Genomic DNA, 24,833 nt, shown 5'->3' with positions numbered 1-24,833 from the left:
TCAGGCACTCCCCTTGATGCGGGGGTCGAGCAGCGCATAGAGCAGATCGACGATCAGGTTCGTCGCGACATAGATCGCCGCGATCAGCGCGACGCCGGCCTGGATCACGGGAAAATCCTTGGTCTCGATCGCCTGGACGATCAACCGGCCGACGCCCGGCCAGGCGAACACCGTCTCGGTGACGACCGAGCCACCGAGCAATTCGCCGGTCAGGATGCCGATCATCGTCACCACAGGGATCAGCGCGTTGCGGGCGACATGCCAGGTGAAGACGGTCGCCGGCATCAGCCCCTTGGCGCGGGCGGTACGGACATAATCCTCCTTCAGCACATCGAGCATGCTGGAGCGGAACAACCGCGCGATCGAAGCGGAGACGAAGACGGCAAGCGTCAAGGCCGGCAGGACCAGATTGGCCGGGCTGCCATAGCCGCCGGTCGGCAGCCAGCCGAGATCGACCGCAAACAGCAGGATCAGCATGATGCCGAGCCAGAACACCGGCGTCGCCTGCCCCAGCAAGGCCAGCGTCATCACCACGAATTCGGCGATCGAGCCACGCCGCATCGCGGCAATCGCCCCGGCCGTGCCGCCAATCAGGACACCGAGCGCAATCGCGGTCAAAGCGAGCTGGATCGTCGCCGGCATCCGCTCCAGCACGACGCCGATGGCCGGGCGTCCGAACTGGAAGGACTGGCCGAAATCACCGGTCAGGGCCTGGGCGAGAAAGGTGATGTATTGCCGCCAGATCGGCTGATCGAGCCCCAGCTCGGCCGTCAGTGCCTGCATCTGCTCGGGCGAAGCACCGACCGGCAGGAGCAGAGCGACCGGATCGCCCAGGAAGCGCGTGACGAAGAACACGATCGTCACCACGCCCCAGATCGCGACGAGGGCCTCGCCGAGCTTTCCGGCAAAGTAGCGCGTCACGGCGCCGTCCTTGCGAGGAAGTCTCTGACGGCCGACAGCACGCGCGCATTGGCCTCGATATGGACGGCGTGGTTGGCGCCCTCGATCTCCAGCAGCTCGGCGCCCGGAACCATCTCGGCGATCAGGCGCGACTGGCTCGGCGGGCAGATCCAGTCGGCCGCGCCGCAGATCGCCAGCGTCGGCACGTCGATGCCGGCGAGCCTGCCGCGCAGGTCGTAATCCTTGGTGGCGAAGAGCGCGTTATGGGTTTGCGCATGCAGATGCAGCGTGCGCGTCTTCTCCAGCGCGGAGTCCGGGTCGAAATTCTCGAAATAGAGCGGCTGCAAGGCGAGCCAGATCAGCCGCAGCTCGGTATCGTCGATGATCTTGTCGGAGAACAGCTTCTCGACCATGCCGATCGAAGCGCAGGGCGCCTTGTGGAGGCGCGCCTTGAAATGCTCGATCGCCTCCGCCTCATGGTGGTGGCTCGGCGCGGTTCCGCGCAGGATCAGGCGCGACAGGCTGGTGCTGCCATATTTGACCGCATGGGTCAGTGCGATCATGCCGCCGAAGGAACCGCCGATCAGCACGATCTTGCGGCCGCCGCAGAGCGCCTGCCGGAAGGCCTCCACATCGTCGGCGAATTGCTCGAACAGGAAAGGCGGCGTCAGCGAGCTGCGGCCGCAGCCGCGCTGGTCGAAGGCCAGCACGCGATAGCGGTCCGACAGCGCCTGATAGGCGCCGAACTCGCCGCGATGGTCGCCGATGCCGCGCCCGCCATGCAGCACGATGATGGTCTCGTCATGCTCCTCGCCGGCGACGTCGTAGCAGAATGTCGCGCCGTTGAGCTCGATCCAGCGCGGGGTTTCATTCGGCGGCATGGGAAGCGTCCTGAGAGGGGGCGTCGGCATCGGTCCATTCGTCGCCCTGGAGCTCGGGCGTGTCGAAGGCCTGGAGGGTAGCGAAATGCATCTCGCGATCGGCGACGAACAGGCTGCGGACGATGCCGCGTGCGAGGCGGTCCGCGCCCTCGCTGATCGCCGGGATGTCGCCGGAGAGCTTGCCATGGCTCAAGGTGGCGGGAAAATTGAAGCAGTGGATCGCCTTGAGCGCCGGGCAGGCGCCCGGCGTCTTCTCCAGGAACTCAAAGCTCTCGCCGAGATCGGGCGAGGTTTCGAGCTCCGCATTGGGCATGTCGGCGGGGACCGGGAAGCGATCGCGCCAGAGCCGAATATACGGCGCGAAATCAGCAAGTTCCGGGCGCGACATCAGCTCGACGCGGAAGCCTGTGCCGAAGATGATGAAATCAGTGTCGTAGCGCCCCTTCGGGGTCGTCAGGACGAGGTGACCGTCGCGCTCCTCGATGTCGAGGATCGGGCTGCCCAGATGGAAATGCCCGTTGGGATGTTGCGAGACCCGCAAGGTGCTCGGGCGCGGCGGCGGCGTCTGCGCGCGCAAGGTATGGTCGAGGAAGCGCCATTTCCATTCGTCGGGCAGGCCGGCGAAGCCATGGACGACGCCCTGGCTGCCAATGCCCGTGAACTTGTTGACGCGGGGTATGTCGGTGCGGCGGATAAACAGGTCGAGCCGCGCAGCGCCTGCCTCCAGCGCGACGGCGGCGTTGTCCATCGATGACGCGCCGGCGCCGATGACGGCAACGCGCTTGCCTTTCAGCTCCTCGAAATCGATGGCGTCGGCGGTATGGGCCCAGTAGCGGCGGTCGATCGTCTCCGTGATCGGCGGAACATAGGGCCCGCCAAGCCCGTCGCGCCCCGTGGCCAGCACGACATGGCGCGCATGGACGGTCTCGGCCACGCCCGCTTTGACGATCTGAAGCGCAAGGATGCCATCGGGTCGGGCATGGATCGCGGCGACCTCGGTCTCGTTCTCGACGGGCAGGTCGAGCATTTTGCGGTACCAGATCAGGTAATCCATCCAGAGCGCGCGCGGCGCCCTGTCGAGCGCGTCCCAGGCGGCCCGCCCGAACTGGGCCTCGTAGAAGGCGCGGAAGGTCAGCGCCGGCAAGCCCATCGCCGGCCCCGTCAATTGCTTCGGCGAGCGCAAGGTGCGCATCCGCGCGAATGTCACCCATGGTCCTTCCAGGCCCGCGGGCGCGCGGTCGTAGAGCACGTGATTGTCGACGCCGAGGCGTTTCAGCATGCCCGACGCGACCAATCCCGCCATGCCGGCGCCGATGATGACGACGTCGCGCACGCGCCGCCCATCGATCTCGCGCGGCGGCACCCAGGATTTTGCCGGAAGCTCCAGCCATTCCAGATCCTGACGCAGGCGGGCTTCCAGCGCCGCCAGCCCCATCGGGGTCGCGGATGACACGGTCATGAGCGCGCCTCCTGATTGTCTGCCGCGCCATAGACGGCATCGGCCAGCATCTCGGTGCCAGCCGCGTCACGCAGCACGAAGCCTGGGATGAGCGCAGCGGCGGATTTCAGCAGCGCCTCGTTCAGCGCCGCGATGCTGGGCGTGAGCGGGCGCGCGACAGGCGAGATCGCCCCGAACAGGAACGGGATCGTCACGTCGAGCGGGCGCAGCACGACGCCCTTGACGGGCAGGCCACAGGCCGCCGCCGGCTCGATGATGGCGATGCCCAAACCGCGACGCGCCAAGGCGAGCGCCGTGAGCGATGCATTGGCGTCGATCAGTTCGCGCGGCGCGATGCCGGCTGCCGCAAAAGCCTCGTCCACCCGCCGGCGCAGCCGGTAGGGGTTTGCCATGGTGATGACGCGCCGCGCGGCGAGATCAGAGAGCGCGACGACGTCATGGCGCGCCAGCGGATCGCTTTCCGCCATCGCGGCGAGGCAAGGCGCCTCGCCGATCCAGTGCACATCGAGGCCGGGATGCTCGATCGGCAGGCTCGCCAGGCCGAAATCGGCCGATTGCGACAGCACCTGCTGCACCACGCCCTCGGCCGCGAGCGCCTCGATATGGATCTGCCGCGGCAGGAGAGCGGGGTCCATCGCGGCCAGCGCATCCGGCACGATGCCCGCAGCCAGAGCAGGGGTCGCAGCGAGCTCGATCGCGGGCAGTGCCCCGGCTCCGATCGCCGCCGCGCGCTCGCGGATATGCTTGAGGCCGAAGAACAGGCGCTCGACCTGCACATGGAACAGCACACCGCGCGGCGTCGGACTGATGCGCGGACCGCTGCGATGCAAAAGCTCGTAGCCGATCTCCGCTTCGAGATCCCGGATCTGCCGGGTCACGGCGGGCTGGGAGCGGTCCAGCAGCCGCGCCGCGCCGGTGATGCTGCCAGCCGACATCACCGCCACGAAGGCTTCAAGCTGCCGGATGTCGAGCGCGTCATTATTCATATCCGACATGCTAGGTCCGCATTGATACAGATCAAACATAAAACGCTGATCAATAGCCGGCGATCCGCACATTTTTGAATGATTGGAAGATATTGATACTGAATTCGCATAATGAGAGACTGATCGCCCCCGATCGGAACCCGGCACAGCATGCAAATCTCCAGCTCTCCGCGCAGTTCTGACGATTGCCCTCGCGCCTGGGTTGGCAACGCCATCGCCGTGCTCGAAGCCGACCAGCATCGCTCGGCCGATACGCATCTCTTCAAGCTCGGCTGCGCCGGCCTGAGTGGGATCGACATCTATCTGAAGGACGAGTCGACCCATCCTACGGGCAGCCTGAAGCACCGGCTGGCACGGTCGCTCTTCCTCTACGCACTCTGCAACGGGCATATCCGCGAGAACACGCCGGTGGTGGAGGCCTCCTCAGGCTCGACAGCTGTCTCGGAAGCCTATTTCGCTGAGATGATCGGCGTGCCGTTCTATGCAGTGATGCCGCGCTCGACCTCGGCGGAGAAGGTGGCGGCAATCGAGCATTACGGCGGAACCTGCCATTTCATCGATGACGGCCGACTGCTCTACAGCGAGGCCGCCGAGCGCGCCACCGACTGGCGCGGCAACAACAACATCGCCGAATCCATCTTCGAGCAGATGCGGCGCGAGCGTCACCCCATCCCGCGCTGGATGGTGATGGGCGCGGGCACCGGCGGCACCTCGGCAACGCTCGGGCGCTATCTGCGCTACAAGCACCATGCGACCAAGCTCTGCGTCGCCGATGTCGAGCATTCCGCCTTCTTCGAGGGTTACCGGACGCGCGACGCCGCCTGCTGCTGCGAGCACGCCTCGCTGATCGAGGGCGTCGGGCGGCCACGCGTCGAGCCCTCCTTCATACCCGGCGTCGTCGACCGCATGGTCAAGATTCCCGATGCTGCCTCGATCGCGGGGATGAACGTCCTGTCGCGCCGGCTCGGCCGCCGCGTCGGCGGCTCGACGGGCACGAATTTCTTCGCGCTGTGCTGGCTCGCCAATGAGATGAAGGCGAACGGCGTCGAGGGCTCGCTCGTCACCTTGATCTGCGATTCCGGCGAGCGCTATCTGAAGACCTATTACGAGCCCGAATGGGTCGTCTCGAAAGGTCTCGACCCCGCGCCCTATGAGGTCAGGATCGAGACCCTGCTGGCCGGCGGCGCGTTCGACTGCCATCTCGAAGAGGCCTGAGCCTCCACCCGATCGCAAGAGGCAAGAGGGACGCAAGAGGAACGCATGTCTTCCACCACTCTCATCGAGCAGCTCGCGGGCATCGAGCCCGGCTCCGCGCTCGCACGAGCACTCTCGACCCGCGCCGAGGTGATGCGCCTGAGCCAGGCGAGCCATGACGCCGTGATCGTTCCGCGCGAACCGGGTGGCCTGAGCCATGGCCTGCGTGCCGCGCTCGCTACCCGCATGGCGCGGCAGAACGCCGACCCTGCCCTGACGGCGCATTACGAGACCTGCCTCGCCCGCACCGGCGAAGTGGAGGCCGTGCCCCTCTCCGACCCAGAACGGCGACGCATCGCCGCGATCCTTCGCCATGCCGACATGCTGACCTTGTCCCCGCGCGACGCGACACGGGCGGATATCGAGGCGCTGAAGGCGGCCGGCGTCGAGGAGCCCGACATCGTCCGCCTCGCCGAACTCGCCGCCTTCGTGAACTATCAGGTCCGCGTCCTGGCCGGCCTCAAGGTCTTGAGGGGATCCCGATGAGCAACGTCGTCCACGCCTTCACCAGCACGGTCCCGGTCTGGTCGCCCTATGTCACGCCGGTCGACCTCGCCTCGGCGACGCCCGAGCAGATGGCGGCGATGCAGGTGACGCCCTCCAACAAGGGCGTCTCGAAATACGTCCTCACTTTGGCGCATGATCCGGAATCGCTGGCGGTGCGCTCGCCGCTGTTCAACCTGATCATGTATGGCAAGGACGGCCTGTCCTCCGCCGAACGCGAGCTCGGGGCAGTCGGCGCCTCCGTCGTCAACCGCTGCATCTACTGCGCGGCAGTCCACGCCTCGCGCTTCAACGGCCTGGCCAAGCGCCCCGAAATCATCGAGGCAATTTTCAAGGACGAGCTCGACGCCAAGATCGCACCGCGCGAGCAGGCGATCTTCGATTTTTCGGCGCGGCTCTCGACGACGCCATCACAGCTCGCGCAAGGCGACGCAGACGCCCTGCGCAAGGCAGGGCTCGACGAACTTGAAATGCTCGACCTCGTTCTCTCCGCCGCCATCTTCGGCTGGGCGAACCGGCTGATGCATACGCTGGGCGAGCCGCTGGAACCCTGAGAGCCGGCGCCGCCTGTCCGCCGGGCGGATCATTGTTCCACCACAAGGCATCGAGACAGGACAAATCCACTTGCCGCACCCACATGGCGAGCCCGAATATCGCTTTGCTCGGCCTCTCCTAAAAAACGGAATGCCCCTGTCTTAAATGTTGAGGCGCTCGAGACCCTCACGACAGGCCGCTCCATGCCCGCTCCCCGCCAGCTTCATCTCGGCGCCTTCATGCGCCCGGTCAGCATCCATACCGGCGCCTGGCGCTATCCCGGCGCCTACCCGGATGCCAATTTCAACTTCGGACACTTGAAGCGCTTCGCGCAGAAGCTCGAGGCCGGCAAGTTCGACGCCTTCTTCATGGCCGATCATCTCGCCGTGCTGAACATGCCGGTCGAGGCGCTGAAGCGCAGCCACACCGTGACCTCCTTCGAGCCCTTCACCCTGCTCTCGGCGCTCGCCAGCGTTACCGAGCATATCGGGCTCGTCGCCACCGCCTCGACGACTTTTGATGCCGCCTATCATATCGCCCGGCGCTTCGCCTCGCTCGACCATATCAGCGGCGGCCGGGCGGGCTGGAACATCGTCACCACCTCGAACCCCGACGCCGCGCTGAATTTCGGGCTCGACGCGCATATGGACAATGGCGAGCGCTATGACCGGGCGCGCGAGTTCTACGACGTCGTCACCGGGCTCTGGGATTCATTCGCCGACGACGCCTTCATCCGCGACCGCGAGAGTGGGCTCTTCTTCGACCCGGAAAAGATGCATGTATTGGCGCATAAGGGCGAGCACCTCTCGGTGCGCGGCCCGCTCAACATCGCCCGGACGCCGCAGGGCTGGCCGGTGATCGTTCAGGCCGGCGCCTCCGAGCCCGGACGTCAGCTTGCAGCCGAGACGGCCGAGGTCGTCTTCGCCGCCCACCGGACGCTCGACGCCGGCCAGGCCTTCTATGCCGATGTGAAGGGCCGGATGGAGGCAATCGGCCGCGATCCCGACCACCTCAAGATCCTGCCCGGCGTCCTTACCGTGGTCGGCGACACGGTCGAGCAGGCGCAGGAGAAGCGCGCCTTGCTCGACAGCTTCGTGCATTACGACAGCGCCATCGCCTCGCTCTCGATCGCGCTCGGCCATGACGCATCGGGTTTCGACCCCGACGGGCCGCTGCCCGACATCCCTGAGACCAATCAAAGCAAGAGCGGCCGCGAGCGCACCATCGAACTGGCGCGGCGCGAGAATCTGACCGTGCGCCAATTGGCGCAGCGGCTGGGCGGCTATGGCGGGCTCGCCTTCGTCGGCACGCCCGAGACCATCGCGGATTCGATGGAGGAATGGCTGACGACGCGCGGCAGCGACGGCTTCAACGTGATGTTCCCCTATCTGCCGGAAGGGCTCGACGATTTCGTCGACAAGGTCGTGCCGGTGCTGCAGCGGCGCGGCCTGTTCCGGACGGAGTATGCCGGCAAGACCTTGCGCGAGAATCTCGGCCTGCCCCGCCCGGCGAACCGGTTCTTCGCCTGACAGCAAGCGGGAGGCCGCATCCGCGGCTGACCGGATAAGCGGCACTGAGCGAAAGGCTATCGCGGAGCGCCGTCTGGAGAGTTCGACATCCCACCCGGACAGCGATCTTTGAAAGGACGTTTCATTGACCGGACCCGATCGATCGAGAAATACTCAAGTATCGAAACGATGTCGTCCGGATCGATCGCGGGATTTGCTGGAGCAGCTTGCGCCGCGTCACCAACGCTAAAAGCACCACGATGAATTCGTGGGCTCCCAATCGATGGAGACACGGTCATGATCTATCTCACCCACTTCGTGATACGAGGCTTGCTGCGCGTTTCGGCCTTCCTGCGTTCCACGCGATGTTGACAGTGCGCCCATTGCGCGCTCGACCCGGCTGACCGCCGAGGATTCACACAATCATCGCAGACGAAAAGGCGCCGATCCCGCTCGGCGAAGGCCAAGCCATGTCCAAAGCCATCATGTCTCAAGCCATCATCATCGAAATCTCCGGCACGACGGCCGGCATCGTCGTCGGCTCCCCCGGAAATTTCCGCTTCTTCTCCTCCGAGCCGGCCTTCGACAGGCTCGACGGCCGGACCTTTCATTCAGCCGAGCAGGCGCGCCGCACCGCCGCCGTGCATCGCACCGCCCAGGACCACCGCAAAGACGACCGCAAGGCCGCCTGAACCCTTTCGCCCCTCGATCCAGACAAGGGCCCTCACGCCATGGACCGTAGAGATTTCATCGCCAGCCTAGCCGGCTCGTCACTCGCCCTCGCCTCGGGGGCCGCCACCGCCCAATCCAGCCTCTCGCCCAAGGAGCTGCGCATCGGCTTCCAGAAGAACGGCGTCCTGCTCATCGCCAAGCAGCAGGGCGTGCTGGAGAAGCGTTTCAAGCCGCAAGGCATCGAGATCAAATGGGTCGAATTCCAGTTCGGCCCGCCGCTGCTGGAGGCGCTGAACGTCGGCTCGATCGATTACGGCCCGACCGGCGACGCTCCTCCGATCTTCGCCCAGGCCGCCAAGGCGAACCTGCTCTATGTCGCGACGCAGGAGGCCGCCGGCTCCGGCGCCGCAATCCTGCTGCCGCCGAAATCGCCGATCCAGACGCTCGCCGAGCTCAAGGGCAAGAAGATCGCCTTCGCCAAGGCATCGAGCTCGCACAACCTCACCATCGCCGCGATCGAAAAGGCCGGGCTCGGCTATGACGAGTTCACGCCGGTCTATCTGCCGCCGGCCGATGCGCGAGCCGCCTTCGAGCGCGGTTCGGTCGATGCCTGGACGATCTGGGATCCCTTCTTCGCTATCGCCGAGGCCATTCCCGGCGTGCGCATCCTGTCGCTGTCGAAGGGCATCGTCTCGCAGAACTCGTTCTACCTGGCCAATCGCGACTTCACGACGAAGAACCCCGAGATCGTCGCGGCGATCAATGACGAGCTCGCCAAGGTCGCGCGCTGGGCCGACGGCCATCGCAGCGAGGTCGCCAGCGTCCAGGCAGCCGCGACCGGCCTGCCGATCGAACCCTGGAAGCGCTCGGTTGAGCGCTCCGATTTCGTCATCGCGCCGCTCAATCCGCGCGTGCTCGACGAGCAGCAGCGCGTCGCCGACCGCTTCCACCGGCTCGGCCTGATCCCCAAGCCGATCAATGTTCGCGACATCGTCTGGGACTGGAAACCGACCGCCTGAACGATCGGCCTCCTCCATCCCCCCGAGAAAGATACCCCATCCGATGATTTCGAAGAGATCCTTCCTGACCCTCTCGGCCACGAGCCTGGCTCTCGGCCTGTCTGCGACCAGCGCCTCCGCGCAGGAGAAGACGCTGCGCGTCGGCTTCCAGAAATACGGCAAGATCGTCCTACTCAAGGGCAAGGGCACGCTGGAGAAGGCGCTGGAGCCGCTCGGCTACAAGGTCACATGGACCGAGTTCCCGGCCGGCCCGCAATTGCTGGAAGCGGTCAATGTCGGGGCGATCGACATCGGCAATACCGGAGAAGCGCCGCCGATCTTCGCCCAGGCCGCGGGCGCGCCGCTGGTCTATGTCGCCTATGAACCGCCGGCGCCGAAGGGCGAGGCCATCCTGGTGCCCAAAGGCAGCCCGATCCAGTCGGTCGCCGAGCTCAAGGGCAAGAAGGTCGCGCTGAACAAGGGCTCCAACGTCCATTACCTGCTGGTCAAGGCCCTGGAGAAGGCGGGGGTCGCCTATGCTGACATCACACCGGTGTTCCTGACCCCGGCCGATGCGCGCGCCGCCTTCGAGCGCGGCGCGGTCGATGCCTGGGCGATCTGGGATCCCTTCCAGGCTGCAGCCGAGACGACGATCGGGGCGCGCACGCTCACCGATGGCACCGGCATCGTCGCCAACCACCAGTTCTATCTCGCCAGCGAGAAGCTCGTCGCCAATCACGACGCGGCCTTGAAGGTCTTCCTCAAGCAGCTGAGCGAGGTCGATGACTGGGCCAAGGCCGACATCGCCGCCGTCGCCGAAGCGCTGAGCCCGTCGACCGGCATTCCAGCCCCGATCCTGCAGCTGGCGCTGGCGCGCCAGAGCTACGGGATCAGGCCGCTCGACGAGGCCACGATCGCCGAGCAGCAGCGCATCGCCGACACCTTCCATGCGCTCGGCCTGCTGCCCAAGCCCGTCACCATCGCCAGCGCAGTGAAGAGGATCGGCTCATGAGCGTCGCGCCCGCACAAAGCGCCAATGTCCTCTGGTTCCTGCCGACCCATGGCGACGGCCGTTATCTCGGCACGGCCACGGGCGGCCGCCAGACCGATTTCGCCTATCTGCGGCAGATCGCACAGGCCGCCGACACGCTCGGCTATTACGGCGTCCTGCTGCCGACCGGCCGGAGCTGCGAGGATTCCTGGATCGTCGCCTCAGCGGTCGCGCCATTGACGCAGAACCTGCGTTATCTCGTGGCGGTCCGGCCCGGGCTGCAATCGCCGACATTGGCGGCGCGCATGACCGCAACGCTCGACCGCATCTCGAACGGGCGGCTTCTGGTCAATGTCGTCACCGGCGGAGACCCGGTCGAGAACGCCGGCGACGGCATCTTCCTGTCGCATGACGAGCGCTACGAGGTGACCCGCGAGTTCCTCTCGGTCTATTCCGCCCTGCTGCGCGGCGAGACCGTGCGGCATGAGGGCAAGCATATCCGCATCGAGGATGGGCAATTGCTCTACCCCTCGACGCAGGCTGGCGGGCCGCCGCTCTATTTCGGCGGTTCCTCGCCCGCCGCCATCGATGTCGCGGCTGAGACCATCGACAAATACCTGACCTGGGGCGAGCCGCCGGCAGCAGTGGCCGAGAAGATCGCCACCGTCTCCGCCGCGGCCAAGGCTGCTGGACGGAAACTCTCCTTCGGCATTCGCCTGCACGTCATCGTCCGCGAGACCGAGGCTGAGGCCTGGGCGGCGGCCGACAAGCTGATCAGCCATCTCGACGACGCCACCATCGCCAAATCGCAACAGATCTTCGCCCGCATGGATTCCGAGGGACAGCGGCGGATGTCGGCGCTGCATGGCGGCAACCGCGGCAAGCTCGAGATCTCGCCCAATCTCTGGGCCGGCGTCGGGCTGGTGCGCGGCGGGGCCGGCACGGCCCTGGTCGGCAGCCCCGAGCAGGTGGCGGATCGGATCAAGGAATACATGGCGCTCGGCATCGACAGCTTCATCCTGTCGGGCTACCCGCATCTGGAGGAGGCCTATCGCTTCGCCGAATTGGTCTTCCCGCTGCTGCCGCTCAACCACGGCAAGCCCGCGATCAACGGCATCGTCAATAACGGCCCCTTCGGCGAGACCATCGCCAATGACGCCAAGCCCGAGCAGAAGCGGGCCGCAAGCTCATGACCGACCGCGCAGAACCGATCTCGCGCCGGCAACGCGCCAGCCTGCGCCTGCCCGACCTCAAGTCGCTGCAGCCCAAATCACTGCAGCCATGGCTCGCGCGCCTGACGCCCTGGCTGTTGCCGCTCGCCATCCTCGTGGTCTGGCAAGCGGCCTCGCGGCTGGGCTTCATCGCCGCCAATGTCCTGCCGGCGCCAAGCGACGTGCTCGCCGCCGGCTGGCGGCTGACGCTGAATGGACAGCTCGCCGAGAACATCGCGGTCAGCTTCAAGCGCGCCATCTCCGGCTTCCTGCTCGGCGGCTCGCTCGCCTTCGCGCTTGGCCTGTTCAACGGCCTGTCTAAGACCTCCGAGCGTGTCACCGACACCACCATCCAGATGGTGCGCAACATCCCGAACCTGGCGCTGATCCCGCTGGTCATCCTCTGGTTCGGCATCGAGGAGGAGGCGAAGCTGTTCCTGACCTCGCTCGGCGTCTTCTTCCCGATCTACATCAACACCTTCCACGGTGTGCGTACCGTCGACAGCCAGCTCGTCGAGATGGGACGCTCCTATGGCATGAGCAATTTCGAGCTGTTTCGGCGCGTCATCCTGCCCGGTGCCCTGCCCTCGATCTTCGTCGGTGTGCGCTATGCGCTCGGCATCATGTGGCTGACGCTGATCGTGGCGGAGACGATCGCGGCCAATTCCGGCATCGGCTACATGGCGATGAATGCGCGCGAGTTCATGCTGGTCGACGTCGTCGTGCTGGCGATCGTGATCTACGCGGCGCTGGGCAAGCTCGCGGACTCCGTGGTGCGGCTGCTGGAGCGGCTCTGCCTGTCCTGGCATCCCGCCTTCCAGAAGCACTGAGGAGCCGGCCATGACGACAGCGACATTGGCTCCCGGCGCCCGGCTTTTCGAGGCCCTGTTCGAGGACCAGTCGGCGAAGGCCCGGGCCGCGCGCGGCCAGCCGATCGCGATACGGGGCCTGAACAAGCGGTTCGGCGAGCTCAAGGTTCTGCGCGGGATCGATCTCGACGTGCCCGCTGGGCAGTTCCTCGCCATCGTCGGGCGCAGCGGCTGCGGCAAGAGCACGCTGCTGCGCATCCTCGCCGGGCTCGATACGCCAAGCGAAGGCACGCTCGGTTTCGGCCAGGCAGGCGCCGTGGCCGCGACCCCGCGTATCATGTTCCAGGAGCCGCGCCTGTTGCCCTGGGCGCGCGTGCTCTCCAATGTCGAGGTCGGGCTGGGCGCCGAGCGCAAGCTGCCCGAAGCCGAGGAGCGCGCCTTCCAGACGCTGCGCGCCGTAGGCCTCGAAGCGAAGGCGCAGCAATGGCCGGCCTTGCTCTCCGGTGGCCAGCGCCAGCGCGTCGCGCTCGCCCGCGCCCTGGTCAGCCGGCCGCGCGTGCTGGCGCTGGACGAGCCACTCGGCGCGCTCGACGCGCTGACGCGCATCGAGATGCAGGGCCTGCTGGAACGGGTCTGGCTCGCCCAGGGCTTCACCGCGATCCTGGTGACGCATGACGTCTCCGAGGCGCTGACGCTCGCCGACCGCGTCGTGATGATCGACGAGGGCCGCATCACGCTCGACATCGCCGTCGACCTGCCGCGCCCGCGCCGGCGAGGCTCGGTCGATCTCGCCTTGCTCGAAGAGCGCATCCTCAAGGATCTGATCCGCGAGGATGCCAACCCGCCGGAATACGCGATCTGAAGGAGATGAATGCGATGGCCGTCATCACCCTGCTGCCCAAGGCGATCCGCCCGGTCCGCGACGACGCAGCCAGCTTCCGCGCCGCCTTCCGCCATCTCGCCGGCGGCGTCAGCGTGATCACGACAGGGCACGGCGAAGACCGCACCGGCCTGACCGCAACCTCGGTCTCTTCGCTCTCGGCCGAGCCGCCGACCATCTTCTTCGGCCTCAATCTGAGCTCGTCGAGCTATCCCGTACTCCAGCGTCACCGCAGCTTCGGCGTGAATTTCCTGAGCGCGTCTCAGAAGCAGGTCGCCGATCGCTTCGCCGGCCGGGGCGGCGAGAAGGGCGCCGCGCGCTACGCCGATGCGGACTGGACAAGCGGGGTATCCGGCGCACCGCTCCTGCACGGCGCGCTGGCCAGCCTCGATTGCGAGGTCGAGGAGATCATCGAGCGCCACTCCCACGCCATCATCATCGGCCGGGTCCGCGAGGTCAGGCTCGGCCGCGACGACGCCGCCCTGGTCTACTGGCGCGGCGAGTATGAACGGCTCGGCTGGATGATCGAGGAAGCCACGACCGCACTAGGTTTGCGTGCTTATTAGAGCATAGCTCTCAGCGCTCCCTGACGATCTCCAGCCTCGCGCCATGGGTGAGGCTGGTGTCGAGCACCTGGTCCTTCCCGCCGAAGAACGAGATCGCATAGGCGCCCTGGCCACGCTGTTCGAGATGGCGCGTCAGCCCTTCGCAGGCTTCGGCCCGCCCCTCGACCAGCGACAATACCTGGCGGCCGAGCTGGAACTGCACGAGCCCCAAGCCGAGCCCCGGCACGCCGCCGCTGGCGGCAGGCGCCATGCCGAGCAGGGTGCGATAGCGCGCTGCCGACACGTCAAGATCGCGGACCGCCACGGTCACGCCGGCGACGCCGGTGACCCCGTTCGCATGTTTGCGGGCAGCGCCCTCCGGCACGCGCAGCGCCCGCGCCGTGACATCCTCGCACAGGAAGGGGATGTCGCTTTCGGGCGGGCGCGCCGAACGCCAGGCGAGACGCGTGCCATCAGGCTGCAAGCGCGCGCCATCGATCGGGCCATCCATCTCGATTCCGTTGGCGCGGGCACGCGCCAGATCGACGTCGAGCGAAACCGGCAGCAGGGCGTAGTCGACCAGCCCGCTGCCGGCCTCGCCCAGGACGCGCCACCAGCGGAAATCCGGCACCGGCCGGGAAAAGGCGATGATTTCGAGATAAGCGCCGTCCGCAAGCACCACGAGCGCATTGCGCGAGCCGCGCGGATGCTCACCGCCGGGCAGCACCGTGAAGCCCAGCGCCTCATAATCGCAAACGGCCTGATCGAGATCGGTGACGGCGATGACGATATGGTCGATCGAAAGCGGCATCGCGGGGTGTCCTTGTGAACGGGAGCGTTTTCGAGCGAAGTGGATACCGGTTCGCGTGAAGAAAACGCGTTGAGACAAAGAGCAGGAGCTGTTGAACGATCCAATTGGATCAGAAACGACTCCAGCGGGAGTACGAAGCCGCCGCCAGATCGACAAGATCTGGCGGCGGGTGAACGGCCTGGTCTTGGCTCACAGCGCTCGACCAGTCGCTGCGGTTCTCAGCGCAGCGGCGAAAAAGCCGTGGGGCGCAGAATGCGGCTGCGCATCTCGAGCACATAGGGTGCGGCCTTGGCGCGGAACTCCTGCCAGCGCGGATCGGCCTCCATCGCCGCGCGCCGGCGCTCGCGATCACCAGCATCCTCGAAGCGCCACATATGGACGACTTCGTTGACGACGCCCGTATCGGTGGTGAACCAGCCGATCAGCTGGCCGAGATGCGAGACCTGCAGCTCCATGCCCTCGCGGACATAGAGGTCGAGATAGTCGCGCACATGGGCCGGCTTGATCGCGTAGGTGCGTTCATCGAGGATCATGATGTCGTCAGCCTGCCGGGAAGGCGCCTTCGAAGACGCTGGCCGAGAGCGGGTTGCGCTGGCTCGGGGTTTCGCGCGCCTGCAGCGCCTCCGGCAATTGCGTCTTGTCGCCCGGCTTGCCGATCGCGATCGCAGCCTCGACGCGGTAGCCGGCCGGCACGTTCAGTTCGGTCGCTGCGCGCGCATGATCGAAGCCGACCATGCCATGGGCCTGCCAGCCCGACCGTGTCGCCTGCAAGGCGAGCTGGGCCCAGGCCGCCCCGGCATCGAAGGAGTGGCTGTAGGACGGGATCTCTTCCGTCTTGCCGGGAACGGCCATGGCCTGCTTCGAGACCACGATGACCAGCGCAGCGGCGTGTTTCGCCCAGGAGGCGTTGAACTCGTTCAGCAGGCCGAGCAGCTTGTCCCAATGCGCCGTACCCCGCCGCGCATAGACGAACCGCCAAGGCTGCGAATTATAGGAGGACGGGGCCCAGCGCGCCGCCTCGAACAAGGACAAGAGTTCGGCCTCGGAGATGCCATCGACGGTGAAGGCGCGCGGCGACCAACGCTCGAGAAAAAGCGGGTCGATCGCATGCTCGGCGACGCGATGATTGATGCTCGTCATGGAAACATATCCTGCTGAATGCGGAACAGTGGTGGATTGAGCCGCGTCACGATCGGCAAGATAGTCCGGATCAGTGCATCGACGCCGCGCCTCTTCCACTAGCAAGATGCGCGTCCACGGCATATCGCCATATGCCGCATTTTCGGAGAGCGAGGCCTGCAATAACGCCTATGTGAACCATGGCTTCAGAGGGCATGGCCGCTTATCGCGAACCGTCCAGGCTGCACGTCAGACAGTCTTGCCCGGCAATCCTTCTCGGCATTCGTATTTGAGCTGCCCGGGCCGGCCTTGAAACCCAGAACCGGGCTTCGCAACGAATAGTTTCGCAACGGAACGCGATCCGACAGCGGCGGTTGCGCTGGTTGCTCCAACTCCTCCAAGTGGTCTCCGCGCGGCCGCCCCTATCCGGCGGCCGCGCGAACCGGCAACCTCGCTCAGAAGGTCGGCATCGGCGGCAGCGCCGACAGCGGAATGCCGAACCAGCGCTTGTTGATCTCGCTGAGCTGGCCATTGGCGGCGATCTCGGCAATGAACTTGTTCGACCACTCCGCCAGCGCAGTATCGGCCTTGCGGAAGGCCATGCCGTTGGCCTGCTCCTTCAAGGTGATCTTCGGCTCGATGTTGAGCTGGGGATAGTCCTTGTTCAACTGCGCCAGGATGGTGTTGCTCGCGCCGATCGCCTGGATCTGGCCAGAAATGATCGCCTGCAGGGCGGTCGCATCGTCGTCATAGCGCTTGAGCTGGGTGCCGGGAGGCGCGATCGCGCTGATCGCGGTGTCCTGCGTGCTGGCGCGCGCCGTGCCGATCGACACGTTCTTCAGGTCTTCGGGCTTCTGGATGACGACGTTCTTGGGCGCCAGCACATAGATCGTCAGGGCGCTGTAGGGGTTGGAGAACAGCACCTGCTTCTGGCGCTCGGCGGTGATGCCGAAGGTGGCGATCAGGACGTCGATCTTGTTGGTCAGGAGATAGGGGATGCGGTTGGGGCCGGTCACCGGGACGAGCTCGAGCGGCACGCCGAGCGACTTCGCCATCAGCACGGCGACATCGGCATCGTAGCCGGCCGGCTTCTGGTTGGCGTCGGTGCCGCCGAACGGCGGATAGTCGGTCAGCACGCCGACGAGAAACTTGCCGCGCGCCTTGATCTCCTCTGGCGTCGCAGCCGAGGCGGCGTTGCGGCTGAACGGCAGCAACGCCGCTGCGAGACCGAGCGCCAGCGTCAGGCTCAAGGCCCTGCGGGATATCGTCTTCATGGTCATGGTCGTTTCTCCTGTGGTTTCGATGGTGTTTTTCTAATTATTACCGCTCACCGGCTTGCGACGGTCAGTCTGCGTTCCATGATCTTGCTATAGGCCGAGAGCGGCCAGCAGATCAGGAAATAGACGAGCGCGACGAGCGCGAAGATCGTGAAGGGGCGGAACGTCGCGTTGTTGATGATCTGCGCCGCGCGCGTGATCTCGACGAAGCCGATGATCGAGGCGAGCGAGGTGCCCTTGATCAACTGCACCAGGAACCCGATCGTCGGCGGAATCGCGATGCGGAAGGCTTGCGGGATGATGATCAGGAACATGCGCGGCACATAGGTCAGGCCGAGCGCGCGCGCGGCCTCGGATTGGCCGCGCGGCACGACCTCGATCGAGCCGCGCCAGATCTCGCCGAGAAAGGCGCTGGCGTGCAGCGAGAGGCCAACCGCCGCGGCGCCCCAGGGATCGATGTCGATGCCGAAGATGCCCGGCACGAAGAAGGCCAGGAAGAGCTGCATCAGGAGCGGCGTGCCCTGGAAGATCTTGATGTAGCCGAGCGCCAGGAAGCGCAGCCATTTGAACTCAGCCGTGCGCGCCAGCGCCACGACGAGCCCTCCGATGCCGCCGCCGATAAAGGCGACCAGGGAGAGCAGCAGCGTCCAGCGGACGGCCGTCACGATGAAGAGGATGTCGCCTTCGCTGAGGACGCGCATTGTCGGCTCTCCTAGCGCAGGCTGGGTTTGCGCAGCCAGATGCGCTCGATGGCGGCGAAAGCGCCCCAGAACAGCACCGACATGGCGAAATACATGCAGGTCACGATGAAATAGACCTCGAAGCTGCGGAAGGTGCGCGACTGGATATCGCCGGCAGCCGCCGTCAGCTCGCTCGCCGCGATCGCCGAGCAGACGCTCGAATTCAGCATCAGCAGGATGAACTGGCTGGTCAGCGACGGGTAGATCGCCTGGATCGCCGGCTTCAGGATGATGAAGCGGAAGATCTGCAGGGGCCGCAGGCCCAGCGACTTGCCCGCCTCGATCTGGCCCTTGGAAATGCTCTCGATGCCGGCGCGGATGATCTCGATGCCATAGGCGCCGACATTGACCACGAGCGCGAGCAGAGCAGCCGTGTCGGAGGACAATCGGATGCCGGCCGCCGGCAAGCCGAAATAGATCATGAAGATCTGGATCAGGAAGGGCGTGTTGCGGATCGCCTCGATATACCCGTCGAGGAACCATTGCAGCCAGCGCGGGCCCGATGTCTTGCCGAGCGCGCCAAGTACCGCCACGACCATGCCAATCGCCATGGCCAACCCCGACAGCACCAGCGTGTGGAGCGCGCCCGCAAGCAGATCCGGCCAATAGGCGAAGACATCCGCGAATTCGAATTGATAGCCCATGTCAGCGCCGCATCCGGGCAGGGCAGCGGGAACAAGCGGGCGGCGCAGGCTCGGTCAAGACCAGGTTTCCTTATTCCCAGATAGTCTGGAGTCGGTTGAACCCGGCCACCGTGTTTTAAAGTCGCTCGAACCACATCGCTCCGGCAAGCGCGCGGCCCATCAACTCGTTCCTTAGAGCATGACGCGCCAAAGGAGGAACCGACTTTCGAACGAGGGCCGCCTTGTATCCCGCGCACAAGGCAAGCCTCCCCTGGCTCTGAAGACGAGGCGGCAGCACCTCGCCAATAGGGGTATTTCCCGAACAATCGCCCTCGTTCCGACGCCCACCTGGCCACCTCGCTCCTCTCACCCCGAAAGCTCGACCGCCGCCATGACAATCGACAGCGCCATCTACGACCAGATCCGCGACACCACGCGCCGTTTCGCAGACGACGTCATCCGTCCCGTGGCAGTGGAACTCGACCGCAGCGAGGCCTTTCCAACCGAGATCTATCGACAGATGGCCGAGCTCGGCCTGTTCGGCATCACCGTCCCCGAAGCGCTCGGCGGGGCGGGGCTCGACACGCTGGCCTATACGATCGTCATGGAGGAGTTGTCCCGCGGCTACGCCTCGATCGCCGACCAATGCGGCCTGGTCGAGCTGATCGGGACGCTGCTCACGCGCTACGGCACAGCCGCGCAACAGGCGCGCCATCTGCCCGATATCCTCAAGGCTCGCACCCGCGTCGCCTATTGCCTCACCGAGGCGGAGGCCGGCTCGGATCTGTCCAATGTCAGGACGACCGCGAAGCCCACCGCCGGGGGCTGGGTGCTGAACGGCGGCAAGCTCTGGATCCACAACGCGCCGGTCGCCGATCTCGGCTTCGTGCTCGCTTCGACCGACCCGCAGGCCAGGCATCGCGGCATGAGCATCTTCATCGTCGATCTGCACGCCAAGGGCGTCTCGCGCGGCCAGAAGGAGCACAAGATGGGCCAGCGCGCGAGCCAGGTCGGCGGCCTGAGCTTCGACAATGTCCTGCTGCCCAGCGACGCCTTGCTCGGCGAGATCAATCGCGGCTTCCACATCATGATGAGCGTGCTGGAGAAAGGGCGCGTCGGCATCGGCGCGCTGGCGGTCGGCATCGCCCAGGCCGGGCTGCAGGCCGCGCTCGGCTACGCCCGGGAGCGCCGCCAGTTCGGCAAGCCGATCCTCGAGAACCAGGGCCTGCAATGGATGCTGGCTGATATGGCCAAGGACATCGCCGCCGGCCGCGCTTTGGTCGAACGGGCTGCCGGCCTGATCGACGCTGGAGCCTCGGCGACCTCGGCCGCCTCAATCGCCAAATGTTTTGCCAGCGATATGGCCGTCGCCCAGACCGCCAACGCCGTGCAGATTTTTGGCGGCGCCGGCTACATCCAGGGTTTCGAGGTCGAACGCCTCTACCGCGACGCCAAGATCACGCAGATCTATGAAGGCACGAACCAGATTCAGCGCACGATCATCGCCAGAGAGTTGATGAAGAACGGCGCCTGAACCGACCAACCCCGATCCCGCCATTCGGCAAACGACCCGGGGGACTGCGGCAGGCGCCGCTCGCGCCGGCTTGATTTCTCCCGGGCTTGTCCCTCACATGCGGCGCTGGAGAGGGGCCGCATTGTGATCGATCGTCAGGACATCGTCGGCAGCCTGAAGCACTCTCTCCCGCCGACAGGCGACGATCATCGAGAGCGGCACTAACGTGATCCGCCACCTCATCGACCACTTCATCATTCGGCGCCGAGCTCCGGGCGTCGCGCCATGAGCGTCGTCCTCGCCTGCGATCTCGGCGGCACCAGCTTCCGCGCCGCACTCGTCGACGCCCAGGGCGCGACGCTGGCCGAGAGCATGATCCTGGGGCCGGCAAGCCTCGACCGGATGGGTCGGTCGGAGATCGACCCGACCGCATGGTGGCAGATCCTGGTCGAAGCCTGCTCCGCAATCGCGAAGGCGCAGCCGGCACTGTTCTCTCATGTCCAGGCCGTGGCGATCTGCGGCGTCACGCGCACGCAAGTTTTCCTCGGACGCGACGGCAAGCCGTTGCGCCCCGCCATGACCTGGAAGGACACCCGCTCGGACGCCGCTGCTACCCGCCTGCGCGAGCGGCTCGGCGACGCACATCCCGAAAGCGCGCGGATCAACGCCTTCCATCCCCTGGCGCGCCTCGCCTGGCTGCACGAGGAGGAGGAAGCGACACTCCCGAGCCTCGGCTCGGTGCTGGAGCCGAAGGACTATCTGAATTTCAGGCTGACCGGCCGCCAGGCCGGCGACCCGGTCTCGATGGCGCGCCTGCTCGCCTCCGCCGAGATCGTCGCAGGCGCAGACCCGCTCGCCGCGGTCGGCCTCTCCTCGGCGATCCTGCCCGAGCTGCTGGAGCCTTGCCAGGCCGTCGGACCGGTCCTGGCCGGTTTGCCCGCGCCGTTCGATGCGATCGCGGGCGTGCCGGTGTTCTGCTCCTCCAACGACACCTGGGCCGCCGTCACCGGGCTCGGCGCCATGCGGCCGGGCTATGCCTACAACATCTCCGGCACGACCGAAGTGCTCGGCGTCGTCAGCGAGCACGCGGCAGAAGCCGAGGGGCTGATGACCGTCGACTGGCGCGGCGTGTCGCAGCTTGGCGGCCCCAGCCAGAACGGCGCCGATACGGTGTCCTGGCTGCTGTCGCTGCTGGCGCGCGGTGAAGGCGACCGCGCCGCCATCGGACGCGATATCGACGCCCTGCTCACTGGGCCTCGCCACGCCCAGCCGCTGCTCTTCCTGCCCTATCTGCAGGGCGAACGCGTACCTTACTGGAACCCGTCGCTGCGTGGCGCCTTCATCGGTCTCAACCGCCAGCATGGCGCGACCGACCTCGCCTGGGTGGTGCTGGAAGGCGTCGCCTTCCTCAACCGGATCGTGCTGGAGCGGGCGGAAGCCGCGCTCGGTGCGCCGGTCTCGGAAATCCGCTTCGGCGGCGGCGCTGCCAACAACCGGCTCTGGTGCCAGATCAAAGCCGATATCTGCCAGCGTCCCGTCGTGGTCGGCCATGCGAAGGAGCCCGGCATTCTGGGCGCGGCGATCATCGCCTGGACGGGGTTCGGCCGCTTCGCCACGCTCGCCGAGGCGCAGGCCGCGCTGGTCGGCGTTGCCGCGCGCTTCGAGCCCGACCCGGCGCGCGCCGCGCTCTACGACAGCCTGTTTTCGCTCTACCGCCGCAGCGAAGCAGCGCTCGCGCCGATCTCGGCCGAGCTTGCGGCCCTGTCGCACGGCACCGACGCCCTGACCGCAAGGAGGCCCGCGCCATGAGCGCTCCCGTCACGCTCGTCACCGGCGCATCAGGCGGCATCGGCGGCGCACTTGCCGCAATGCTGTCGGCTGCCGGCCATCGGCTCGTCCTCTCCGGGCTCGACGCCGCACCGCTTGAGGAGATGGCCGAAGGGATCGCCCGCTCAGGCGGTGAGGTCGCGACGCTCGCCGGAAATGTCCGGGAACACGATTTGCCGCAGGACCTCGTCGATCTCGCCATCGCCCGCTTTGGCCGGCTCGACAATCTCGTCACGGCAGCGGGAGCCACGCGGCCCGTCAAGCTCGTCGAGATGGAGGACGATGAGTGGGACAGGCTCGTCGACATCAACCTGTCGGCGGTCTTCCGCATCTCCAAGGCCGTGACGAAGCAATTGATCGCCCAGGGCGAGGGCGGCGCCATCGTCCACATCTCTTCGATCGCCCATGCCAATGGCGGTGCAAATCTCGCTTACGGTTCGGCCAAAGGTGGCGTCGCCACCTTGACCTATGGCATGGCCCAGCAGCTCGGCCCGCATGGGATCCGGGTCAATGCAGTCGCGCCCGGCATCATCGACACGCCGATGGTGCGTGGCGGCTTCGCGCAGCAGTTCAACGCCCTGGTCGCAAGCGCGGCGGTCCGCACACCGCTCGGCCGGCTGGGCAAGCCTGAGGATGTCGCAGCCGTGATCGCCTTCCTGCTCTCGCCTGGAGCCGCCTTCGTCACCGGCGCGCTGATCCCGATCACCGGCGGCATCGAGATCCTGCCGTCGATCTCGACCATCGCCAAGGGAGCTTGAGGCCGTGCTCGGGCTCAATTGGCGTGACGTGGTCGGACATTACGGCACGGCGATCGCCGGGCTCGCGCTGATCGTCTTCTTCCTGGTTTTCGCGCCGAATTTCGCCAGCCCGACCAATATCGTCAATGTGCTGAAGGATACGAGCTGCCTCGCCATCCTGGCGCTCGGCTTCGCACTCGCCCTCACCGTCGCCGAGCTCGATCTCTCGATCGCCGAGACGGCGAGCCTGGCAGCCGTCGTCTGTGGCTGGCTGATCCAGTCGCAATATCCACCCATCGTCGCCGTCGCGGCTGCGATCGGCGTCGGCGGCGCGCTCGGCCTGTTCAACGGCTTCGGCGTCACCGTGCTGCGCATCCCCTCGCTGATCATGACTTTAGGCACGGCGGCGATCGCCAAGGGCCTGGCCTTCATGATCACGCAGGGCATCGCCTTCGTCGGGCGCTGGCCGGTCGGCTTCACCGGGCTGGCGCGCGGCACCTCCTTCGGCATTCCCAATCTCGTCCTCTGGATGACGGCGGTCACGCTCTTCGCCTATGGCCTGGTCAAATGGACCCGCACCGGCGCGCATATGGTGGCGACCGGCGAGGCCGATGAAGCCGCGCGGCTCGCCGGCATCGCAACGGGCAGGATGAAGCGGATCGGCCTGCTGCTGACCGGTCTCTTCGCCGGCATCACGGCCATGCTGCTGGCGGCGAGCCTATCCTCTGCCGCGCCCAATATGGCAGGCGATTATCTGCTCTATGCGATCGCCGCCGTGCTGCTCGGCATGACCATGTTCGAGCCCGGAAAACCCAATGTGCCGGGCACGGTCTTCGCCGCGCTGGTGCTGAAGGTTCTCGGCAACGGCTTGGTCATGATGGGCGCACCCTATTACGCTCAGGATATCGTTCTCGGCGTCATCATCATCGGCTCGGTCGCCTTCTCGGCCAGCGCGATGAAGAAGGCGGCGTTCAAGGTCTAGAAGACAGGGGGAGAGTTCATCATGTCAGGGTTTCGCAAATTCCTGGTCGCGACTGCGACGCTGATCGCGCTTTGCCAATCGGCTGGGGCTTTCGAGGTTGGCGTCATCGGCTTCCAGTTCTCCTCGGAGACGCATGCGCGCGTCGCCAATGCCGCCGCCGCTGCCGCCAAGGCCAAGGGCTGGGGCGTGACGCTTTTGAACTCGGAGGGCTCGCTGCCCAAGCATGCCGAGCAGTTCGACGCGCTGATCGCCAAGAAGGTCGACGCGATCATCATCGCCATGGGCAAGCCGGTCGAGGCCGACGCCCAGTTCAAGGCGGCCAAGGACGCCAAGATCCCGGTGATCACCGTGCAGTCGGGCGCGAGCCCGCATGCGCTCTTCGACATCCAGAGCAATGAATACAAGATCGGCGCCGATGCCGCGCTCTATCTGCTCGGCCAGCTCGGCTATCAGGGCAGCATCGTCACCGCCCGCTTCGACCTCAATGTCGCCTCGCGCATCCGCGGCAAGGTGCTGGACAATGTGCTGGCCGAAAACCAGGGCGTGAAGGAGATCGGCAAGTTCTCGATGGCCCGCACCCAGAGCTGGAGGGATGATGTCCGCGCCGGCATGCAGGCGCTGCTGCTGCAGAACCAGGGCAAGATCAACGGCATCTGGGCCTCCTTCGACGGCCAAGCCTACATCATCGACGACCTGCTGCAGGCTCAAGGGATCAAGAAGGGCCAGATCCCGCTGGTCTCGGTCGATGGTGGCAAGGAAACCTATGCCCGCATCGCCGACCCGGCCTCGACCTTCACGGCGACGGTCTCGATCCCCTTCGAGGAGATGGGCAAGCAGGCGGTCGACGCGATCCAGATCATCGCCGTCGACAAGAAGCCGAAGGAGACGGTAACCAGCGGTCCCTATCTCTTCACCGAGGCTGTGCTGGTCGACAAGACCAATGTCGACAAGTTCCTGAAGTGAAGCCTTGAAGGGGTCCGTGCGCTCCCTCACCCGTCATGGTCGGGCTCGTCCCGACCATCCACGTCTTCGCTGGTCGAGGGTCGTGTTCAAGACGTGGATGCTCGCCACA

Annotated in this window: 26 protein-coding genes; 16 read left to right on the top strand and 10 right to left on the bottom strand. The window is 66.1% G+C overall.

Going from position 1 to position 24,833, the window contains the following annotated elements; translation table 11 throughout:
- Genes ACSQ3P_RS15225 through ACSQ3P_RS15210 form a run of 4 tightly spaced genes read right to left on the bottom strand, consistent with a single transcriptional unit; the run spans window position 1 to window position 4,235 of the window.
- Window positions 1–921: an ABC transporter permease gene (locus ACSQ3P_RS15225; protein ID WP_436166391.1), complete on the bottom strand. Its 921-nt coding sequence runs from the start codon at window positions 919–921 to the stop codon at window positions 1–3.
- On the bottom strand, window positions 918–1,781 hold the full coding sequence (locus ACSQ3P_RS15220; RefSeq protein ID WP_436166390.1) for an alpha/beta fold hydrolase: 864 nt from the start codon (window positions 1,779–1,781) through the stop codon (window positions 918–920). Before ACSQ3P_RS15220 ends, ACSQ3P_RS15225 begins: the two co-directional genes overlap by 4 nt.
- On the bottom strand, window positions 1,768–3,240 hold the full coding sequence (locus tag ACSQ3P_RS15215) for an NAD(P)-binding domain-containing protein (protein WP_436166389.1): 1,473 nt from the start codon (window positions 3,238–3,240) through the stop codon (window positions 1,768–1,770). Before ACSQ3P_RS15215 ends, ACSQ3P_RS15220 begins: the two co-directional genes overlap by 14 nt.
- Window positions 3,237–4,235, bottom strand: a complete 999-nt coding sequence (locus ACSQ3P_RS15210) for a LysR family transcriptional regulator (protein ID WP_436166388.1) — start codon at window positions 4,233–4,235, stop codon at window positions 3,237–3,239. The genes ACSQ3P_RS15215 and ACSQ3P_RS15210 overlap by 4 nt, the downstream gene beginning before the upstream one ends.
- A gap of 141 nt (window positions 4,236–4,376) precedes the next feature.
- Here ACSQ3P_RS15210 and ACSQ3P_RS15205 point away from each other — a divergent pair, with 141 nt between their 5' ends.
- The 11 genes from ACSQ3P_RS15205 (at window position 4,377) to ACSQ3P_RS15155 (ending at window position 14,153) form a co-directional block, all read left to right on the top strand.
- Window positions 4,377–5,441 carry a PLP-dependent cysteine synthase family protein gene (locus tag ACSQ3P_RS15205; RefSeq protein ID WP_436166387.1) on the top strand — a complete coding sequence of 355 codons (1,065 nt, stop codon included), beginning with the start codon at window positions 4,377–4,379 and terminating at the stop codon, window positions 5,439–5,441.
- Window positions 5,442–5,486: 45 nt separating this feature from the next.
- The gene (locus ACSQ3P_RS15200) at window positions 5,487–5,966 is read left to right on the top strand and encodes a CMD domain-containing protein (protein ID WP_436166386.1); all 480 of its coding nucleotides are present in this window, start codon (window positions 5,487–5,489) and stop codon (window positions 5,964–5,966) included.
- The gene (locus tag ACSQ3P_RS15195; protein ID WP_436166385.1) at window positions 5,963–6,538 is read left to right on the top strand and encodes a peroxidase-related enzyme; all 576 of its coding nucleotides are present in this window, start codon (window positions 5,963–5,965) and stop codon (window positions 6,536–6,538) included. The genes ACSQ3P_RS15200 and ACSQ3P_RS15195 overlap by 4 nt, the downstream gene beginning before the upstream one ends.
- A gap of 183 nt (window positions 6,539–6,721) precedes the next feature.
- Entirely contained in the window at window positions 6,722–8,047 is a 1,326-nt protein-coding gene (locus tag ACSQ3P_RS15190; protein WP_436166384.1) for an LLM class flavin-dependent oxidoreductase, read from the top strand.
- 449 nt (window positions 8,048–8,496) lie between these two features.
- A complete protein-coding gene (locus ACSQ3P_RS15185) occupies window positions 8,497–8,718 on the top strand; it encodes a hypothetical protein (protein ID WP_436166383.1) in 222 nt (73 codons plus the stop codon).
- Window positions 8,719–8,757: 39 nt separating this feature from the next.
- On the top strand, window positions 8,758–9,717 hold the full coding sequence (locus ACSQ3P_RS15180) for a sulfonate ABC transporter substrate-binding protein (protein ID WP_436166382.1): 960 nt from the start codon (window positions 8,758–8,760) through the stop codon (window positions 9,715–9,717).
- Window positions 9,718–9,760: 43 nt separating this feature from the next.
- Complete coding sequence (locus ACSQ3P_RS15175; protein WP_436166381.1) at window positions 9,761–10,708, top strand: sulfonate ABC transporter substrate-binding protein; 948 nt, start codon at window positions 9,761–9,763, stop codon at window positions 10,706–10,708.
- Window positions 10,705–11,880, top strand: a complete 1,176-nt coding sequence (gene ssuD, locus ACSQ3P_RS15170) for an FMNH2-dependent alkanesulfonate monooxygenase (RefSeq protein WP_436166380.1) — start codon at window positions 10,705–10,707, stop codon at window positions 11,878–11,880. The genes ACSQ3P_RS15175 and ssuD overlap by 4 nt, the downstream gene beginning before the upstream one ends.
- A complete protein-coding gene (gene ssuC, locus ACSQ3P_RS15165; protein ID WP_436166379.1) occupies window positions 11,877–12,728 on the top strand; it encodes an aliphatic sulfonate ABC transporter permease SsuC in 852 nt (283 codons plus the stop codon). Before ssuD ends, ssuC begins: the two co-directional genes overlap by 4 nt.
- Before the next feature lie 10 nt (window positions 12,729–12,738).
- Window positions 12,739–13,569, top strand: coding sequence for an ATP-binding cassette domain-containing protein (locus ACSQ3P_RS15160; protein ID WP_436166378.1), 831 nt, complete (start codon window positions 12,739–12,741; stop codon window positions 13,567–13,569).
- A 14-nt stretch (window positions 13,570–13,583) separates the two neighbouring features.
- Window positions 13,584–14,153 (top strand): flavin reductase family protein, encoded by a 570-nt coding sequence (locus ACSQ3P_RS15155; protein WP_436166377.1) that lies wholly within the window; start codon window positions 13,584–13,586, stop codon window positions 14,151–14,153.
- A 10-nt stretch (window positions 14,154–14,163) separates the two neighbouring features.
- On the opposite strand, the gene ACSQ3P_RS15150 is transcribed toward ACSQ3P_RS15155, so the two are convergent.
- The 6 genes from ACSQ3P_RS15150 to ACSQ3P_RS15125 form a co-directional block, all read right to left on the bottom strand.
- On the bottom strand, window positions 14,164–14,943 hold the full coding sequence (locus ACSQ3P_RS15150; protein ID WP_436166376.1) for a VOC family protein: 780 nt from the start codon (window positions 14,941–14,943) through the stop codon (window positions 14,164–14,166).
- Between the two features lie 218 nt (window positions 14,944–15,161).
- Window positions 15,162–15,476, bottom strand: coding sequence for an NIPSNAP family protein (locus ACSQ3P_RS15145; RefSeq protein ID WP_310146913.1), 315 nt, complete (start codon window positions 15,474–15,476; stop codon window positions 15,162–15,164).
- Between the two features lie 7 nt (window positions 15,477–15,483).
- Window positions 15,484–16,083: a nitroreductase family protein gene (locus ACSQ3P_RS15140; RefSeq protein ID WP_436166375.1), complete on the bottom strand. Its 600-nt coding sequence runs from the start codon at window positions 16,081–16,083 to the stop codon at window positions 15,484–15,486.
- 434 nt (window positions 16,084–16,517) lie between these two features.
- The gene (locus tag ACSQ3P_RS15135) at window positions 16,518–17,342 is read right to left on the bottom strand and encodes a transporter substrate-binding domain-containing protein (RefSeq protein ID WP_436166374.1); all 825 of its coding nucleotides are present in this window, start codon (window positions 17,340–17,342) and stop codon (window positions 16,518–16,520) included.
- A gap of 47 nt (window positions 17,343–17,389) precedes the next feature.
- Window positions 17,390–18,040 (bottom strand): amino acid ABC transporter permease, encoded by a 651-nt coding sequence (locus ACSQ3P_RS15130; RefSeq protein WP_436166373.1) that lies wholly within the window; start codon window positions 18,038–18,040, stop codon window positions 17,390–17,392.
- A gap of 11 nt (window positions 18,041–18,051) precedes the next feature.
- A complete protein-coding gene (locus ACSQ3P_RS15125) occupies window positions 18,052–18,723 on the bottom strand; it encodes an amino acid ABC transporter permease (RefSeq protein ID WP_103720040.1) in 672 nt (223 codons plus the stop codon).
- Between the two features lie 370 nt (window positions 18,724–19,093).
- Between ACSQ3P_RS15125 and ACSQ3P_RS15120 the strand changes: the two genes are divergently transcribed.
- The 5 genes from ACSQ3P_RS15120 to ACSQ3P_RS15100 all read left to right on the top strand — a co-directional run bounded on the left by ACSQ3P_RS15120 (window position 19,094) and on the right by ACSQ3P_RS15100 (window position 24,724).
- Window positions 19,094–20,236, top strand: coding sequence for an acyl-CoA dehydrogenase family protein (locus tag ACSQ3P_RS15120; protein WP_436166372.1), 1,143 nt, complete (start codon window positions 19,094–19,096; stop codon window positions 20,234–20,236).
- Window positions 20,237–20,500: 264 nt separating this feature from the next.
- Entirely contained in the window at window positions 20,501–22,024 is a 1,524-nt protein-coding gene (locus ACSQ3P_RS15115) for a xylulokinase (RefSeq protein WP_436166371.1), read from the top strand.
- Window positions 22,021–22,800: an SDR family NAD(P)-dependent oxidoreductase gene (locus ACSQ3P_RS15110; RefSeq protein ID WP_436166370.1), complete on the top strand. Its 780-nt coding sequence runs from the start codon at window positions 22,021–22,023 to the stop codon at window positions 22,798–22,800. The genes ACSQ3P_RS15115 and ACSQ3P_RS15110 overlap by 4 nt, the downstream gene beginning before the upstream one ends.
- A 4-nt stretch (window positions 22,801–22,804) precedes the next feature.
- Entirely contained in the window at window positions 22,805–23,761 is a 957-nt protein-coding gene (locus tag ACSQ3P_RS15105) for an ABC transporter permease (RefSeq protein WP_436166369.1), read from the top strand.
- Window positions 23,762–23,782: 21 nt separating this feature from the next.
- Entirely contained in the window at window positions 23,783–24,724 is a 942-nt protein-coding gene (locus ACSQ3P_RS15100; RefSeq protein WP_436166368.1) for a sugar ABC transporter substrate-binding protein, read from the top strand.
- Window positions 24,725–24,833 lie beyond the last annotated feature (109 nt).

This window comes from Allobosea sp. LjRoot9 (assembly GCF_964252745.1).
Lineage (GTDB): Bacteria > Pseudomonadota > Alphaproteobacteria > Rhizobiales > Beijerinckiaceae > Allobosea.
This window is presented reverse-complemented; position numbering and strand designations above follow the sequence as displayed.

Bases quoted from the DNA above. Each gene is read 5' to 3' on its own strand.
- ACSQ3P_RS15220 (WP_436166390.1), bottom strand. From the start codon at position 1,781: ATGCCGCCGAATGAAACCCCGCGCTGGATCGAGCTCAACGGCGCGACA.
- ACSQ3P_RS15215 (WP_436166389.1), bottom strand. From the start codon at position 3,240: ATGACCGTGTCATCCGCGACCCCGATGGGGCTGGCGGCGCTGGAAGCC.
- ACSQ3P_RS15210 (WP_436166388.1), bottom strand. From the start codon at position 4,235: ATGTCGGATATGAATAATGACGCGCTCGACATCCGGCAGCTTGAAGCC.
- ACSQ3P_RS15205 (WP_436166387.1), top strand. From the start codon at position 4,377: ATGCAAATCTCCAGCTCTCCGCGCAGTTCTGACGATTGCCCTCGCGCC.
- ACSQ3P_RS15200 (WP_436166386.1), top strand. From the start codon at position 5,487: ATGTCTTCCACCACTCTCATCGAGCAGCTCGCGGGCATCGAGCCCGGC.
- ACSQ3P_RS15195 (WP_436166385.1), top strand. From the start codon at position 5,963: ATGAGCAACGTCGTCCACGCCTTCACCAGCACGGTCCCGGTCTGGTCG.
- ACSQ3P_RS15190 (WP_436166384.1), top strand. From the start codon at position 6,722: ATGCCCGCTCCCCGCCAGCTTCATCTCGGCGCCTTCATGCGCCCGGTC.
- ACSQ3P_RS15185 (WP_436166383.1), top strand. From the start codon at position 8,497: ATGTCCAAAGCCATCATGTCTCAAGCCATCATCATCGAAATCTCCGGC.
- ACSQ3P_RS15180 (WP_436166382.1), top strand. From the start codon at position 8,758: ATGGACCGTAGAGATTTCATCGCCAGCCTAGCCGGCTCGTCACTCGCC.
- ACSQ3P_RS15175 (WP_436166381.1), top strand. From the start codon at position 9,761: ATGATTTCGAAGAGATCCTTCCTGACCCTCTCGGCCACGAGCCTGGCT.
- ssuD (WP_436166380.1), top strand. From the start codon at position 10,705: ATGAGCGTCGCGCCCGCACAAAGCGCCAATGTCCTCTGGTTCCTGCCG.
- ssuC (WP_436166379.1), top strand. From the start codon at position 11,877: ATGACCGACCGCGCAGAACCGATCTCGCGCCGGCAACGCGCCAGCCTG.
- ACSQ3P_RS15160 (WP_436166378.1), top strand. From the start codon at position 12,739: ATGACGACAGCGACATTGGCTCCCGGCGCCCGGCTTTTCGAGGCCCTG.
- ACSQ3P_RS15155 (WP_436166377.1), top strand. From the start codon at position 13,584: ATGGCCGTCATCACCCTGCTGCCCAAGGCGATCCGCCCGGTCCGCGAC.
- ACSQ3P_RS15150 (WP_436166376.1), bottom strand. From the start codon at position 14,943: ATGCCGCTTTCGATCGACCATATCGTCATCGCCGTCACCGATCTCGAT.
- ACSQ3P_RS15145 (WP_310146913.1), bottom strand. From the start codon at position 15,476: ATGATCCTCGATGAACGCACCTACGCGATCAAGCCGGCCCATGTGCGC.
- ACSQ3P_RS15140 (WP_436166375.1), bottom strand. From the start codon at position 16,083: ATGACGAGCATCAATCATCGCGTCGCCGAGCATGCGATCGACCCGCTT.
- ACSQ3P_RS15135 (WP_436166374.1), bottom strand. From the start codon at position 17,342: ATGACCATGAAGACGATATCCCGCAGGGCCTTGAGCCTGACGCTGGCG.
- ACSQ3P_RS15130 (WP_436166373.1), bottom strand. From the start codon at position 18,040: ATGCGCGTCCTCAGCGAAGGCGACATCCTCTTCATCGTGACGGCCGTC.
- ACSQ3P_RS15125 (WP_103720040.1), bottom strand. From the start codon at position 18,723: ATGGGCTATCAATTCGAATTCGCGGATGTCTTCGCCTATTGGCCGGAT.
- ACSQ3P_RS15120 (WP_436166372.1), top strand. From the start codon at position 19,094: ATGACAATCGACAGCGCCATCTACGACCAGATCCGCGACACCACGCGC.
- ACSQ3P_RS15115 (WP_436166371.1), top strand. From the start codon at position 20,501: ATGAGCGTCGTCCTCGCCTGCGATCTCGGCGGCACCAGCTTCCGCGCC.
- ACSQ3P_RS15110 (WP_436166370.1), top strand. From the start codon at position 22,021: ATGAGCGCTCCCGTCACGCTCGTCACCGGCGCATCAGGCGGCATCGGC.
- ACSQ3P_RS15100 (WP_436166368.1), top strand. From the start codon at position 23,783: ATGTCAGGGTTTCGCAAATTCCTGGTCGCGACTGCGACGCTGATCGCG.